This window comes from Parafrankia irregularis (genome assembly GCF_001536285.1).
GTDB classification, from domain to species: Bacteria; Actinomycetota; Actinomycetes; order Frankiales; family Frankiaceae; genus Parafrankia; species Parafrankia irregularis.
In genome coordinates this window covers 86,839-101,263 of record NZ_FAOZ01000025.1, presented here as the reverse complement: position 1 = coordinate 101,263, position 14,425 = coordinate 86,839, and the positions used below count along the sequence as shown (strand labels likewise).

At 67.9% G+C, this 14,425-nt stretch carries 10 protein-coding genes and 3 pseudogenes; 5 read left to right on the top strand and 8 right to left on the bottom strand.

Annotation, left to right across the window (positions count from 1 at the left end; genetic code table 11):
• Nucleotides 1-64: 64 nt before the first annotated feature.
• Nucleotides 65-409 (bottom strand): hypothetical protein, encoded by a 345-nt coding sequence (locus AWX74_RS28400; protein WP_091283130.1) that lies wholly within the window; start codon nucleotides 407-409, stop codon nucleotides 65-67.
• Between the two features lie 15 nt (nucleotides 410-424).
• Nucleotides 425-856: an Hsp20/alpha crystallin family protein gene (locus tag AWX74_RS28395; protein ID WP_091283128.1), complete on the bottom strand. Its 432-nt coding sequence runs from the start codon at nucleotides 854-856 to the stop codon at nucleotides 425-427.
• A 153-nt stretch (nucleotides 857-1,009) separates the two neighbouring features.
• On the opposite strand from AWX74_RS28395, the gene AWX74_RS28390 reads away from it, so the two are divergent.
• Nucleotides 1,010-1,387, top strand: a complete 378-nt coding sequence (locus AWX74_RS28390; RefSeq protein ID WP_091283126.1) for a MerR family transcriptional regulator — start codon at nucleotides 1,010-1,012, stop codon at nucleotides 1,385-1,387.
• Between the two features lie 374 nt (nucleotides 1,388-1,761).
• On the opposite strand, the gene AWX74_RS28385 is transcribed toward AWX74_RS28390, so the two are convergent.
• Nucleotides 1,762-2,136 (bottom strand): hypothetical protein, encoded by a 375-nt coding sequence (locus AWX74_RS28385; RefSeq protein WP_091283125.1) that lies wholly within the window; start codon nucleotides 2,134-2,136, stop codon nucleotides 1,762-1,764.
• 435 nt (nucleotides 2,137-2,571) lie between these two features.
• Nucleotides 2,572-5,613, bottom strand: coding sequence for an EAL domain-containing protein (locus tag AWX74_RS28380; RefSeq protein WP_235498442.1), 3,042 nt, complete (start codon nucleotides 5,611-5,613; stop codon nucleotides 2,572-2,574).
• 407 nt (nucleotides 5,614-6,020) lie between these two features.
• Here AWX74_RS28380 and AWX74_RS28375 point away from each other — a divergent pair, with 407 nt between their 5' ends.
• Nucleotides 6,021-7,262 (top strand): IS256 family transposase, encoded by a 1,242-nt coding sequence (locus tag AWX74_RS28375; protein ID WP_054571059.1) that lies wholly within the window; start codon nucleotides 6,021-6,023, stop codon nucleotides 7,260-7,262.
• 130 nt (nucleotides 7,263-7,392) lie between these two features.
• Here the strand turns inward: AWX74_RS28375 and AWX74_RS28370 are convergent, their stop codons facing one another.
• On the bottom strand, nucleotides 7,393-9,066 hold the full coding sequence (locus AWX74_RS28370) for a diguanylate cyclase (protein ID WP_161934841.1): 1,674 nt from the start codon (nucleotides 9,064-9,066) through the stop codon (nucleotides 7,393-7,395).
• Nucleotides 9,067-9,268: 202 nt separating this feature from the next.
• On the opposite strand from AWX74_RS28370, the pseudogene AWX74_RS41610 reads away from it, so the two are divergent.
• Nucleotides 9,269-9,580, top strand: a pseudogene (locus tag AWX74_RS41610) (transposase family protein); the annotation flags it as partial.
• Between the two features lie 53 nt (nucleotides 9,581-9,633).
• Here the strand turns inward: AWX74_RS41610 and AWX74_RS41605 are convergent.
• Nucleotides 9,634-9,738 (bottom strand): annotated as a pseudogene (locus AWX74_RS41605) (IS6 family transposase); the annotation flags it as partial.
• 691 nt (nucleotides 9,739-10,429) lie between these two features.
• Between AWX74_RS41605 and AWX74_RS28365 the strand changes: the two are divergent.
• Nucleotides 10,430-12,223, top strand: a complete 1,794-nt coding sequence (locus AWX74_RS28365; protein WP_200931445.1) for a reverse transcriptase domain-containing protein — start codon at nucleotides 10,430-10,432, stop codon at nucleotides 12,221-12,223.
• Nucleotides 12,224-12,343: 120 nt separating this feature from the next.
• Here the strand turns inward: AWX74_RS28365 and AWX74_RS28360 are convergent.
• A pseudogene (locus AWX74_RS28360) lies at nucleotides 12,344-12,949 on the bottom strand (IS6 family transposase); the annotation flags it as partial.
• A 47-nt stretch (nucleotides 12,950-12,996) separates the two neighbouring features.
• Between AWX74_RS28360 and AWX74_RS28355 the strand changes: the two are divergent.
• Nucleotides 12,997-13,437: a DUF4760 domain-containing protein gene (locus AWX74_RS28355; protein ID WP_054571063.1), complete on the top strand. Its 441-nt coding sequence runs from the start codon at nucleotides 12,997-12,999 to the stop codon at nucleotides 13,435-13,437.
• 781 nt (nucleotides 13,438-14,218) lie between these two features.
• Here the strand turns inward: AWX74_RS28355 and AWX74_RS28350 are convergent.
• Entirely contained in the window at nucleotides 14,219-14,422 is a 204-nt protein-coding gene (locus AWX74_RS28350; RefSeq protein ID WP_054571064.1) for a DUF397 domain-containing protein, read from the bottom strand.
• Between the last annotated feature and the right edge of the window lie 3 nt (nucleotides 14,423-14,425).

The window sequence follows — 14,425 nt, the reverse complement described above, 5'->3', positions numbered from 1 at the left end:
GCCGGGCCCCCGGTCAGTGGCCGGGGCCCGGCCCGCGCCCGCATCGATGTGCCGAGGGGTATTCCTAGGTGTCGTGAGCGGTGGCTATGACTCCCTTCTGTGCCGTGTGGTCGGTGTCGAGGGTCGGACGGCCAGGCGGCGCCCGCTGCCGCGCTCGGCGTTGGAGCCGCCGGCAGCCCTGCGCCCGGCAGGGCTGCGGGTGCGGACGGCGCGGGATCCTCGCTGGCCCCGGCGACGGTGGCCGCGGCGCGGCTGGCCGCTGTGGCCTGCCCGGCGGAACGTCGCTGCCCCACGCGGCCGAGATGATCGCGTCGAACTCGGCGTGCAGCAGGTCGGGGTCGGAGCAGATCAGATCAGCCAGCTGCGCACAGGCCGGCCGGACCGGCGCCGCCCCGCACAGGGTCGCCATCGGTCCCGCCCCGGGTCACGCGTGGATGGCCCGGCGGTCGTCGCTGGACACGTCGATCGCGATCTTCCGCGGCTTGGCCTTCTCCGCGACGGGAATCCGCAGGGTCAGCACGCCGGCGTGGTAGCTGGCGGTGATCTTCTCCGTGTCCAGGTTGTCACCCAGGATCAACTGGCGGCTGAACACCCCGCGGGGCCGCTCGGCGACCAGGACCTCGCGGTCCCCGTTCAAGGCCGGCCGTTCCGCCCGGACGGTCAGCACGTTGCGTTCGACGTCCAGATCCACGGTGGCCGGGTCCACCCCGGGCAGATCGAACTCCGCCACGAACTCCTCACCCTCGCGCCACGCGTCGATCGGCATCCCGGTCGGCCGGGCTGCCGTGCCCAAGGCGCCGAGCACCTGCTGGCTGAGCCGATCCAGTTCCCGGAACGGGTCGGTGCGCACCAACATCGGAACTCCACCTCCACGATCACGATCCTGTAGACCAGAGCGTTAGACCATCCACTTATCTGTGGTGGCTGGCCTAGATTTTTATATAGCACCGGTGGCAGACTGAGGCAAGTCCCCGGCCGGTCCGACCGGGCGGAGTCCTGGAGTCGCCCCGTGAGCTCGTCCGATGTCGACCCGGCCCGGGGGGTGTACGGCATCTCGGTCGCCGCCGATCTGGTCGGCATGGACCCGCAGAGCCTGCGCCTGTACGAGCGGCGCGGTCTGCTGGAGCCGGCCCGCACCGGCGGCGGCACCCGCCGCTACAGCAGCGACGACCTGGCCCGACTGCAACGGATCGGGTATCTGCTCGCGGCCGGGTTGAACCTCGCCGGGATCGCCAGGGTTCTCGAACTGGAGACCGAGAACGCCCAGCTGCGCGCCGACCTCGAACGGACACAGGCCACGGACATGGCGCCGGCTCCTCAGCCGGCCCCCGTCGAAGCACGGGCTGAGACAGGAAGACCACGCCCGAAACACCGACCGGCACGGTGAGCGTCGCGAGTACGAGCCCGAGGAAGCTCGCCCTCACCCCCGGTCGATCTTTCCGTCTCTCCCGCGCGAGCCAGCACGGTGACCGTACCGAGTTGAGGGTCGGGCGATATCGGAGGTTACTGGTTGAACTCATTCGGTTTCCCGTCGGTGAAGGCGTCCGGCTCGCCAGGTGTGCGGACCATGCCCTCCGCGACGCGTCGTTGCTGGAAAGAACGGGTACGCGGTCGCAAGAGCGCCCGGTGGCGGGTTGAGCATGCTGGCCGACCTGGACTGTGGAGCTCGACCTGCAGGTCTTTGCGTGAGCGGGCTTTCTGTTGGCCCTGTCGGCAGCCCAGGGCGCAGGCTACCGCCGCTGAGGCGCTCTCCGGGGCCCGTCACCGGACTGTGTGCAGCCGGGTCCGAGCAGCGACGGTCATGTGCTGCCGCTCCAGCTCGCAGAGGCGAGCCGAAGTCAACACCTCCCCACTCGTAGCGGCGAGGAACTGGTTGATGTCCCGGAAAGCGGCGGGTGCGATGAAGTCCATGCTGTGCTCGCCGGGCTCCGCGGCAGGCAGCATGCCGTCCACCGTGATGAAGTTTCCTTCTGGGGAAACATGGACTATGCGGGCAACTCCCGCGAAGTCTGGCTGTCCCCGCGCCGTGGCCACGACCAGGCGGGCGACGTCTCCGACCCGCGGCTTCGTATGGATGTAGTCGGAGTCGTGCGGCGTGATGTCGCGGTGCCGGGCGACCCGAACGATGGCTCTCACCAGCCGAGCTCCTTCAGCTTCTCGGCAAGCCGCGTGGTGGACTTCGACGCGGCATTTCCTGTTGTTCCCGTCGACGGGGCCGCTCGTCGGTCATCTTCGGCGATCGGACGCATCAGCGGTGGCGTCGAACGGCAGGACGTAGCTCGTACCAGTACCCGGCGGAGGCGCGCGGTCGTGTGGGAAGCCGAGGACGGACACCTACATCACCGAACTCGCTGACGAGCGTGGCTGCGGCGAGCTGACCCATAGTGATCATCGGGCGCAGGAATCGTGCGATCTCGCGGTCACGGCCGACTGGTCCGGGCGTCTCAGGCCGAGGTTGAGCCGCCGGGCGCGATCGAGCGGATCAACACCCTGATCGAGCGGGTCATGGAAGATCAAAGAGTTGGGGGCTCGACTCGCCGAGGCCGAGGCCAGGCCGAACATCCTTGGGTGTCAGCTGTCCTTGCCGTGTTCGGCTGTGCGTCGGGCGGTTGCCCGTAGGCGGTGGAGGGTGAAACGGGCTCCGGCGGTGAACAGAGTCACCGAGCGGCGGATGATGGGGTCTACCTGTGTCAGGGGGCGGGTCCACCGTACCGCGACGAAGCCGAGCAGACCGCCTTCGTCCGGCATCGGCACCACCAGCGCGGAACCGATGTCCAGTTGGCGTGTCCGACTGGACGGGATGAGCGGTGTGCCGGCGGGGTCAGCGATGAAGATCGGGGCCCGTAGGTGGGCCAACGCGGTGAGCGCGGCCTCGTCGTCGGGATTGGCCCGGGCTCCCACGTGGGTCAGCGGCTCGGTGCCCGGGGACACCGACGTGCCGGCCGCCTCGAACACCGTCGCACCCGGCATCGTCGCCAGCATCACCGCGACGGCGTCCGCGACGGCGAGGGAGCGGACGACATCGGCGGTCAGGCCGGCCGCGGCGGGAAGGTCGTCGGGGTACCAGAGCTGGTCGAGCCGCTGGAGCGCGTCTGCGACCTCCTCGTTCATCAGCCGTTCCCGGCGGGCGTCGCACAGCAGCATCGTCTGGGCCGCGAGATCGTGCAGCGAGCGGCGCTGCCCGGGTGTGAGCCGGCGGGGCATCCGGTCGCAGACGCACAGGGCGCCGAGCGTGCGTCCTTCGGATGTCCGCAGCGGCATCCCGGCGAAGAAGCGCCGCGGGGCGTTCGGGTCGGCGTGGACCGTGGGGGCGAAGCGCATGTCCCGTGCCGCGTCGGCGACCTCCAGATACTCACCCGACCCGACCGTGTGGGAGGCCACGCCCACCCTGCCTGCGACCTCGGCGGTCTTCAGGCCATGCCAGGATTTGATCCACTCCCGCTCGGCGTCCACGAGCACCACATGGGCGTCGGCGCAGGCGGTGAGCTCGGCGGCGAGGGCGGCGGCCTGGTCGAACTCGGGCTCCGGAGGGGTGTCGAGGAGCCGATGACTGCGCAGGGCGGCCAAGCGGTCGTTTTCGTCGGCGGGCACGGACGCGATCAGGCCACCCTCGCCCCAGCGGCCGTTGCCTTTCTCGGTGGCCATGGTGGTGTATGCGGGCCTGCCGTTGTCGTCCTTCGTAGCGCCGGCCTGCCGGGCGTGCCCGATGCCTTCGTCGACCGGCTGCCCGGTGCTCCGATCGCCCGGCGGCCGGGTATCCCGCGACAGTCCGGCGCGCGGCGCGGGCGGCGCCGCCAGCGCGGCGGCGGACGAGCCGCACCGCTTCGGGTCGGTGAGCAGGGGTGTGAGGTCCCGCGCCGGAAGTGGGGGCGAGAACGCGTAGCCCTGGAGGACGTCGCATCCGAGCTCGGTCAGGATCCGTTCGCTGGGTTCGTCCTCGATGCCCTCGCCGACGACGCGTAGCCCGAGTCGGTGGCCCAGGTCGACGACGGACCGCACGATCGCGACGTCCGGCAGGCTGCCGTGGGCGTCCGCGACGAAACTCCGGTCGATCTTGATCTCGTCGAGGGTCAGGGCCTTGAGGATCTCCATCGAGTTGTAGCCGGTCCCGAAGTCGTCCATCGACAGCTTCACCCCGGAGACCCGCAGGTCGCCGAGCATCGCGGCAGCCCGGGCCGGCTGGGAGACCAGCGCGTTCTCGGTGATCTCGAGGGTGAGGATGTCGGGGGGAAGATCGTGGGCTGCCAGGCGTTCGGCGACGATCTGCGGGAGCTCGTCGATGACCAGCAGGCGGGGAGAAAGGTTCGCCGAGACGGGCACCTGTATGCCTTCCGCCCGCCAGCGGGCGCACTGGCGCAACGCCTCTTCCAGCTCCCACCAGGTCAGCTCGACGATCAGTGAGGATCGTTCGGCCATCGGCAGGAACGACGCGGGCGGCAGCAGCCCACGGGTGGGGTGCCGCCAGCGCATCAGCGCCTCGACGCCGACGGTCCGACCGGTCGCCGCTTCCCGCATCGGCTGGTAGTGAAGCTCCAGCTCGTCCCGTTCAATCGCCGAGCGTAACTGGGCCTGCAGTTCGAGTTCCCACGGCTGTACCGCGGCCATCCCGGTCGTCCACACCCTGACCGGCTCACCGCGGCGTCTGGCGTCGGCGAGTGCCGTGTCGGCGCACGACAGGAGGTCGGTGATCCGGTTCCCGCAGGACGGTGCCGCGGCGAGACCCGCCGTCGCCTCCACCTCGACCTCGACTCCGTTGATCCGCAGACAGCCGTTGATCCGCAGACAGCCGTCGACCTGTCGCAGGAGGGCTCGGCCGAAGTCGGCAAGCGGGGGATCCGCCGACGACGGTGGACTTTCCCCGCCATCGGCTGCCACGGCCGCTCCAGGTACCAGCAGGGCGAACGTGTCGCCGCCGAGACGGGCGCTGAGCCTCGGGGCCGGCCTTACCAGGCGGAGCCGGCGCGCGAACCTCCTCAGCACCTCGTCGCCCGTCTCGTAACCCCACGCGGTGTTGATCTCCTTGAAGTGGTCGAGATCGACGACCATCAGTACGGCCTGACGCCCGGTCGCGAGGATGTCGGCGACAAGCCGATCACCGGCCTGCTTCAGTCCCACGCGGCTTGCCAGCGCTGTCAGGGGGTCAGTGAGGGTACGGTCCCGTGCCCGGTGGAGGGACGTGTGGGTGAGGACCGCGGCGGCCCAGATGCCCATCGCGCAGCCCGCTCCCGCGAGGGGAAACTCCGTGAACCACCCGTGCAGACTGAACGCGCCGAGCGCGACAGCCGCCACAACGGCCGCGTGCACCCCGACGGCGTCGAGCCGGGACCATGCGAGAGCTACCTGGCTGCCCGCCCACGGAAACCAGAACAGCAGGGTCAGCGCAAGCTCGGCGGACTCCGCCGTGGCCAACGCGACCGTGACCGCTGTGACGGTCGCCATGGAGGCGACCAGGGCCAGCGGACGCAGGTCCGTCGCCGCGGCGACGGACATCGCCGCGACGGTCGCCAGCCCGAGCCCGGCCCCCACCGCGACAGACGGGTCCAGGTGGCCCGGCGAGCCGGGGACAACCACCAGAAGCAGCAGAAGGACGGAGCCGACAAGGGGCGAAGCCACGAAGAACCCACGGTCGCCGACGGCCCTGATGCGACGCTGCCCATCCCCGCCCGTCGGGATGCCCCGACCAAACCGCTGGACATTCGGCGGCAGATCGCCGCGAACACGGGCGCGGGAGCGGCCCTCCGTGCCCGGGCGAGCGTTCGTCCACAGCCAGGCCATGCCCCTCCCATACCCGGTGACGAGTCGTCGGAGCGTGTACCCGGGATGAGTCGTTGGAGCGTGCAGCGGGCCGACTTCGAGGGGATTTACCCGCCAGCACCGCCGATGCGCAGTGGAGTCCACTGACGTGGTGTACGGATCGCGATCGTCTAGCGACTCGCCGGAGTGGCGGTCCGTGACGTAGAGCGACCACCGCGTGATCCTCACGAGAAACCTGCGAAAGCGACTCGATGAGGAGATACGCGATGGCCGTGCGTCCGACTGTGGCCGATGCCGAGGGGTTCGGCAAGGAACTGCTGGCGGCGAGTCCGGATCTGTTGGGCTCGATGGTGAAGGCGTTCGCGGAGGCGTTGATGAGCGCCGAGGCGGACAGTGCCTGTGGCGCCGAATACGGCGAGATATCACCGGATCGAACGAATCGCCGCAACGGCTACCGGACGCGCGAGTGGGATACCCGGGCCGGGACACTTGATATCGCGATTCCGAAGCTGCGGACCGGGTCGTACTTCCCGGAATGGCTGCTGACCCGCCGCCGGCGGGCGGAACAGGCCCTGATCTCGGTCGTCGCGACGTCATATCTTCTCGGGGTGTCGACCCGCCGTGTCGACAAACTCGTCGAGCAGCTCGGGGTGGCACACATCTCGAAGTCGCAGGTGTCCGAGCTCGCGAAGCACCTCGACGGCCAGGTCGAGGCGTTCCGGTCGAGACCGTTGGACGCCGGTCCGTACCGGTTCGTGCAGGCCGACGCGTTGACGATGAAGGTCCGCGAGGGCGGCCGTGTGATCAACGTGCACTGTCTGCTCGCGGTCGGGGTCAACGGTGACGGGCACCGGGAGATCCTCGGCCTGGACGTCGTGAGCAGCGAGGACGGTGCCGGTTGGCTGGCGTTCTTCCGTGGTCTGGTCGCCCGGGGCCTGTCCGGGGTGCGGCTGGTGACCTCGGACGCCCACCGCGGTCTGGTCAACGCGATCGGAGCGACCCTGCCCGGCGCCTCGTGGCAGAGATGCCGGACTCATTACCTGCGAGACCTGCTCGTCCTGACACCGAAATCGTCGCAGCCGTGGGTCGCCACCGTCGTGCGAACAATCTTCGATCAGGCTGACGCGAACGAGGTCGTCGTCCAGTTCGACCGGGTCGTCGACGGACTGGCCGAAAAACTTCCTCGCGCTGCGGAACATCTCTCCGAAGCGAAAGTCGACCTGCTCGCGTTCACCGCCTACCCGCGGGAGATCTGGCGGCAGATCTGGTCCTCGAACCCGCAGGAACGCCTGAACAAGGAAATCAGGCGACGCACCGACGTCGTGGGTATCTTCCCTGACCGTGGAGCCATCATACGTCTCGTCGGTGCGGTTCTCGCCGAACAGCACGACGAGTGGATCGAAACTCACCGCTACTTCGGCGTGGAAGTCCTCGCGAAAGTCGACGCCGCGAACAACCCATCCGACACACCCGAGATCCGCGTGACACCCGAAGCCCTCGCCGCATAACCTTCAGTCAGGATCACGCGGAGTCACTCTCCGTACACCACGCCCCTGGACGTGACCCGATGCGCCTTGGCGCGTACGCTCGCCCACGCCCTCGGCACGACGCTGTCGTGCCGTCCGGCAGTCCAGGCCGTCAGATAGCCAGGGTTCTTCGTCGGGGTTTCGCCCGCCTGCGCTTCGCGTCATACATACGGGTATCGGCCTGATGGAGTATCTGTTCGGCGGAGGTGGAGGGCTGCCGCCCGTCGGCGATCGCCAGACCGATACTGATCTGTATCCGCGCAGGGCGACCGGCCAGGGTGATGGGCCGGAGCATGCCGATCGCGATCCGTCGGGCGCACTGCTCGCCGACAGTGTGGGGGCTGGCGTCGGTACTGGTGCCGGTGAGGAGGACGGCGAACTCGTCGCCGCCGAGACGGGCGGCGAGGTCACCGTCGCGTATGGCGGTGTGCAGGCGGGCTGCGACCGTACGGAGGAGTTCGTCGCCGGCGGAATGGCCATACGTGTCGTTGACGGTCTTGAAGTGGTCGATATCGCAGAACAACACGACGACGGGTGTTCCGTGTCGGCGGTGCGCGGTCACCGCCTTCTCGAGCTCGCGGGTGAACAGGACGCGGTTGGCCAGGCCGGTCAGCCCGTCGTGATGCGCCTGGTACTCAAGCCGCTGGTGCGCACGCCGTACATCGCTGACCAGCCGGCGGTTCTCCGCGATTATGACGATCTGGCGGAGGCTGACCAGCATGGCGAGGCAGATCGCCAGGTAGAGGGGCAGCCCGTACAACCCACCGTCGCGCAGGGCGCTTGCCAGGACGAGCGCCGCGGCGACGCTGAGCGGCAGATAGGGCAGATAGGCGTGCAGCCAGTGACGGACCTCCTGCCCCGACCAGAGGAATCGGCTGGCTGTGGGGCAGGCGACCGCAGGCGCGGGTGGCCGGCTGTCCCGCTCGGGGGCGATCATGGCGAGGGCGACCAGCAGTGGACCCGCGGCCGCTCCGAGCCATGTCGGCATGCTGCCCTCCGCGCCGTCCGGGTCAGGCAGGCTGAGCTGGACCAGCACCGTTTCGGACGCGGCGAGCACGACGAGGCCGGCACCGAGCAGGGCGACCGCGCGGCCGTTGCGGGGCCGGCGGAAGGTCGCCACGAGTACCAGAACCACCACCGGCAGCGCCAAGACGACCACGAAGGTGACCGCGATGACGAACGACGTCCCGCTGATCCTGCTGTGGGTGATGTCCCGCAGCACAGCGAACCAAGCGATCATGAGGATGGACAGGATGATCATCAGGCTGTCCAGTGCGATGACCGCGTGGGAGTACCGCGGCCACCAGCCACTGTCCGGAGGCGCTCGGGTCGGCCCGTCGCCGGTGCGGGCGGGCACGCAGATCAGGCCTGCGACCGTGAGGAGCGGAGCGATCAGGAACAGGCTCTCGCTGGGCGTCAGCTGAAGTTCCAGCGGATCACCGGAAGAGTACTGGCGTGTCCATTCGACCGCGCTGGGAAGCGCGGAGAGTGGGCCGGCGGCGACCAGCACCCGCCACCTACGGCCGATGCCGCGTGTGCGCGCGATGCCGATGACCGCGAACACGGTCGACGCCACGCCGCAGACGAACAGAGCCGTCGCCTGGGCGACCAGCCGCGGCTGACCGGAGAAGGCCAGCTGGCCCGCGGCCGCTGGTACGAACAGCGCCGTCACCAGCGCCAGCAGGATATGGAAGGTCCGATCCGTGACGGGCCGAGCCCGCACGCCGCGCACCCGGCCCGCCGAGGGCGTCCTGTCCCCTCGGGTCTCGATGCCGCCATCCGTCAAGGGCCGGCCTCCTTCAGCCATGTAGGCCCACGATGACCGCTCCGGAGATGACGCGCATGTCCGACGATCACGTTGCGCGACGTACGTCGATATTCATGATCCTCTTTATCGGCTCTGGCTCGCCTTCGGTGGTGACGGAGCATGGTCCACGGCTAGGCCTCACGTTGGAAGGCGGCCGATCCGCTCGGCGTGAGGCGACACGATGGTCATGTCGGGAACGAATCGTCTGGTTAAGCTGGTGTTTCCGGGTCTGTCGCCGCTGGTCATCGAGGATGCGGCCGGCGAGGGCAGTCTGGTCCGGTCCGAGTGCGGGCCCGGACATCTGAGGGGCCGGTGGCCTGCCCGGGTTGCGGGGTCGTGACCTCGCGGGTGCACAGCTATCACGAGTGGACGCTGGCGGATGTCGCGATCGACGCCCGCCGGGTGCTGTGATCGTGCGGGTCCGTCGGCTAGTCTGCCCGACCGTGGCTGCCGGCAGACCTTCCGCGAACAGCTGCCCGGGGTGCTGGAGCGGGGTCTGTTGCGTTGGGGGAAGGCAGGGCATGGTTGCCCCTGTCGAGCGGGTGATCAGATCGCGAGGGTGAGCTCGGTAAACGCGGCTGTCAGCCGTGCGTGCGGGTCAGTGCCGATCCCAAGTTCGTAGTGGCCGCGGCGGATGTTCTGGACGAACGATGCGACGACGAAGTCGCACAGAGTGAGTGAGACCAGTGATGGAGGGCCGGTGATCGGTACTGAGTCTCCGGGCTAGTGCTCGGGAGCCCGTCCCCGCCCTGGCACGCGCGCCGCATGCACCCCATGCGGCTGGGTGTGAAGCCCGGGGAAAAGCCCAAGAACCGATGTCCATCCGTCGGGAACAGGCGAGGGGAAGGCCGGAAGGGTGAATAAGGTGAACCCTTGATGGAAGCCTCGTAATCAGAAGCGCCGGAGATGGAATACAAGACCGGCGTCCAGGGCCTGCCGCTGGGAGACGGCGATGGCGGCTGGGGTTCTTTCCTCTGGCCGTATGAGCACCATGGCCCCGGGGTAGAGAGGGCACCCAATCCCGGCTGTATCTCACATGTGTGGAACGCGGAAACCCCGTCGAGGTCCGGAGAGCTGACCGGCTCCGGTAAGCCGACCGTGAGGGGGGCTTAATACTGTGGCGGGAAAGGATGACTCAAGAAGCGAAGGGCGGCAGCCGAAAGGTGACAGGAAGGCGGGTGCAGATGGCGGGGCCTTCAACCGGCCGCGCCCGCATAACTGGCCGTATACCAGGCCTGACCCGTGCCTGGGCCCGAAAGGGAGCTGACGTGAGCCAGGTGGCCCTTTGAACACACCGATGACCAGGAACCGCCCGAGTCCGAGGGGCACGTTGGGCGCTTCGGTGAAGGACACGACCAGCACCGCCGTGGTGGCGGTATCGGCCGTGCCCGAAGCCGGGGTGAACGGACCCGAGGACCTACCGGACTGGGATGCCCTCGACTGGTTGTCTCAGGACAGGCAGGTAGCGCGGTTACGGCAGAGGATCTTCAAGGCGACGCAGGCAGGCGATATGAAGCGCGCCCGAAATCTACAGAGACTGATGTTGCGCAGCCGTGCCAACACGTTGGTCAGCGTGCGGCAGGTAAGCCAGCGCAACTCCGGCCGAAGGACTCCGGGAGTGGACGGCGAGGTCGCCATGACCTCTCGGCAGCGGGCCTCGTTGGCCCATTGGCTGCATCGCTGCGGATCGGGCACGGTCCCACTCCCCGTCCGACGGGTGCACGTCCCCAAGAAAAATGGAAAAAGCAGACCACTCGGTATACCCGTCATCGCGGACCGCGCCCAGCAGAACCGGGTCAAGAACGCGTTGGAACCCGAGTGGGAAGCCCGGCTGGATGCCAGCCAGTATGGCTTCCGGCCCGGACGAGGCTGCCATGACGCGATCGAGAAGATCTTCTCCCTGCTGGGAAAGAAAGGGGCGAAACGCGGGTGGATCCTCGACGCGGATCTACAGGCCGCGTTCGACAGAATCGACCATCGCCACCTGCTCGGCCGCCTCCGCGGATTCCCTGGGAAGGATCAGATAGCAGGGTGGTTGCGGGCAGGGGTGGTGGACAACAACCGATACGCCCCGACCCCGGAAGGAACTCCCCAGGGCGGGGTCATTTCGCCGCTGCTACTCAATATAGCGCTGCAGGGCATAGAGGAAGCCGTCGGGGTCAGATATCGGAAGAATGGAGAACTGGCCCGGGACTGCCCCGCCGTCGTCGTCTACGCCGACGACCTGGTCGTGCTGTGCCACAGCCGGGAACAGGCCGAAGCGGCGCGGGAGTGCCTTGCTGTGTGGCTGGCTCCGAAGGGTCTGCGTCTCAACGACGCAAAGACCCGGATCACCACCGACACCGAGGGCTTCGACTTCCTCTCATTCAACGTCCGCCGTTACCCGACGAAGGACGGCCCGAAAATTCTTATAAAACCCAGCGAGGAGGCGCTGGTCAGGATACGGCGGCGGATGAAGGCCGAACTGCGGGCGCTGCGGGGACAGCCCGCCTCGGCCGTGATAGGCAAGCTGAACCCCGTCATCAGGGGGCAGGCGGCCTACTACCGGACAGGGGTGGCAAAGAAGGCGTTCAGCGATCTGGACCGGGTCCTCTGGGTGCAACTCGACCAGTGGGCTCGGGGCGCCCACCCCAACAAAGGCCGACAGTGGATCATAAAGCGCTACTGGGGCCCATTCAACGAGTCCAGGAACGATCAGTGGGTGTTCGGAGACCACAAGACCGGCGCCTACCTGCATAAATACGCCTGGACTCCGATCATCCGGCACGTCATGGTCGCGGGCCGGTCGTCACCGGACGACCCGGCCCTTGCCGATTACTGGGCCGACCGACGTCGGCGGCAGACCCGTCACAGCCCACCATTGGCATCGTCCATCCAACACGCCCTGCGCGTACAGGACGGCAGGTGCCCGGGTTGTGGCCACAGTCTGCTGTTCGCCGACCGCACCCCGAACCTCCCCGGCGAATGGGAGAACTGGTTCCGCGCAATCCGCAAGGCGATCGAACGAAAGGACATCATCACAGGAAACGCGGACGGCCGGGCTGGACGCCACACAAGCACGACCCAAACCATGCACATGGGGATATACATGCACGCTGACTGCGCCCGCCGCCAACCCGGCAGCAGACGCAGTTGACACGGACAGCAACTGCAGAGACTGCAAAGCCAAAATGGGCTGCTTGAGCCGTGTGCGTTGGAAGGCGCACGCACGGTTCTGAGGGGACGGGGACGCAGCAATGCGCCCCCGTTACCCGACCATGCCCTACGCTGATCGTCTGGGCAGAGCGCAGGCGTTTCAACCCGCGCATGGGTCGGAGTCTGGCTTTCAGGCGGCTGTGGTCGGATTCGATCCGGTTGTTCTCCCGCGCGGCGTCGACGTGGCGGGCGCCGGGAAGCAGCTCGTCGAGGACCCGAGGGTAGACAGGGGCCTTGTCGGTGGTGACCTCGACCGGCCGGCGGCCGTGAGACAGCGCCGCGGTGAAGAACTTTCGGGCCGCGGCCTGGTCGCGTCGTTCGCTGGCGAGGACGTCGATGACGTGTCCGTGCTGGTCAACCGCCCGGTGCAGGTACGTCCACCGGCCGGAGATCTTGACGTAGGTTTCGTCGACGAACCACCTGTCCCCAGGGCGGTGCCGACATGGCCGCGCGGCGTCGACCAGCAAGGGCGTGAAGCGTTGGACCCATCGGTACACAGTTACGTGATCAACTTCGATGTCGCGCTCAGCGAGCAGCTCCTCGACGTCCCGGTACGACAGCGCGAACCGTAGGTACCAGCGGACCGCCAGCACGATCACCTCGGGCGGGAACCGGAACCGACGAACGCCGACGTCGGAACCGGTGGACGGACACGACGTCGGCGCATCGTTCGATCATGACTGATCCGCAGCCGCGTGATGGCGGACTTCGCCGATGCAACACTGCCGCGCGAACCACCTGCCCGTGGTTCTCGATGCCTTCAAGGCGTCGCGCTACCCGGAGTGGTTCGAGGCGCAGGAATACATCCTGAACAGGTTGTCGAGGGAGCACGCCGCCGGATGCGCCTGGCGTGATCTGCCGCAGCAGGCACGCGACCAGGCCAATACCATCGGGCTGATCTATGACGACCTTGGTAAACTCATCGCGCACCAGGTGATCAGCGAAGACCTGGTTATCGGCTCCTACGGCGAATCGATCGTGTATCTGTGGGACGCCCTGGCACCATACGTCTACGCAGAGCGAGAACATATACCAAACTTCTGGGTCTACTTCGAGGACCTCGCGGCACGGACCGCCAAGACGTCGACCCGGGCCGTTTACGCGAAACTACGTCTCCGCAAGCGCCCGCCACGCCGGCAACCAGATGCGGCCTGATTCAGCCAGGCACCAGTGTCGACCGGAACTCCCTTGCCGGCGGGGCCGGCGGACCCGACCCCTCACACCCCACCCACATTAATGATCCCTTTCGGTATCCCTTACCTCCTCCTCGATCGGCGAAGAAGACGTGATTCGTCCAACTGGCAATCTCCTGCGAGTTGTTTGCGCGTGTCTCCTCGTCTCTTCGCCCCGTTGACTCAAGGTCGATGGTCAGAGGCGGGTCGGGTGGCGCCCAGGTAGATGTCCGCACCCCAGGCGACCCCTACGGTCGGGAACGCCTCGACCCGGATGACGGCGCGCCTCGATGAGGCGCGTCCACCATCACCGGCCGGCCGTCCCGGACTCCCAGGTAGAGGCCGACATGAGTGACTCCGCCGGGCCGCCACCAAAGAACACCAAGTCACCAGGCCGCAGTTCGGCACCAGCCGGAAGGCGGGGCCATGCGTCGAACTGGCCCTGAGCGTGATGTACGACGCCTACGAGCGTGTGTGTTCACTCGCTGTGGGCTTCGGTTTCGAGCGGTGGAGGCCCACTGGGTCGTGCTCGTGCCGGCATTGCCCGGCTCGCACGCGCTGCTGCCGAGGCAACCCCTGCGCGGGTGGAGCGCCGCGCCGTCGGTCAGGCTCACGGTCGGTGATCGCGAGCGAATCGATGCCGGCAGGGACCGACCGCGGTTGCCTTTCTCGTGAGCGGAACGGGATGGCGCCCCGGCAGGTCGCGGAGCGCCATCCCCGTGGCGGTGGTGAAATCGGAGCTATCGCTTTTTCTGGTCACGGCCTCAGCCGAACTCGCCCTTTCGCGCGCCGTCCAGGAACGCCGTCCACTCGGCCTCGGTGTAACGCAGCATTGGGCCGTCCGGGTCCTGCGAGTGACGGACAGCCCGACCGCCGTCGGGCAGCTTAGCGACCTCGACGCATGCCCCCTTGTCGTTGGACGCGGTCGCCTTCACCCAGGTCAGCCCGCCCGGGAGTTCCGTGCTCATCCC

Excerpts from the sequence above, each read along its gene's own strand:
- AWX74_RS28350 (WP_054571064.1), bottom strand. The coding sequence starts at position 14,422 with ATGAGCACGGAACTCCCGGGCGGGCTGACCTGGGTGAAGGCGACCGCG.
- AWX74_RS28375 (WP_054571059.1), top strand. The coding sequence starts at position 6,021 with ATGGCCGTGCGTCCGACTGTGGCCGATGCCGAGGGGTTCGGCAAGGAA.
- AWX74_RS28395 (WP_091283128.1), bottom strand. The coding sequence starts at position 856 with ATGTTGGTGCGCACCGACCCGTTCCGGGAACTGGATCGGCTCAGCCAG.
- AWX74_RS28355 (WP_054571063.1), top strand. The coding sequence starts at position 12,997 with ATGCAACACTGCCGCGCGAACCACCTGCCCGTGGTTCTCGATGCCTTC.
- AWX74_RS28400 (WP_091283130.1), bottom strand. The coding sequence starts at position 409 with ATGGCGACCCTGTGCGGGGCGGCGCCGGTCCGGCCGGCCTGTGCGCAG.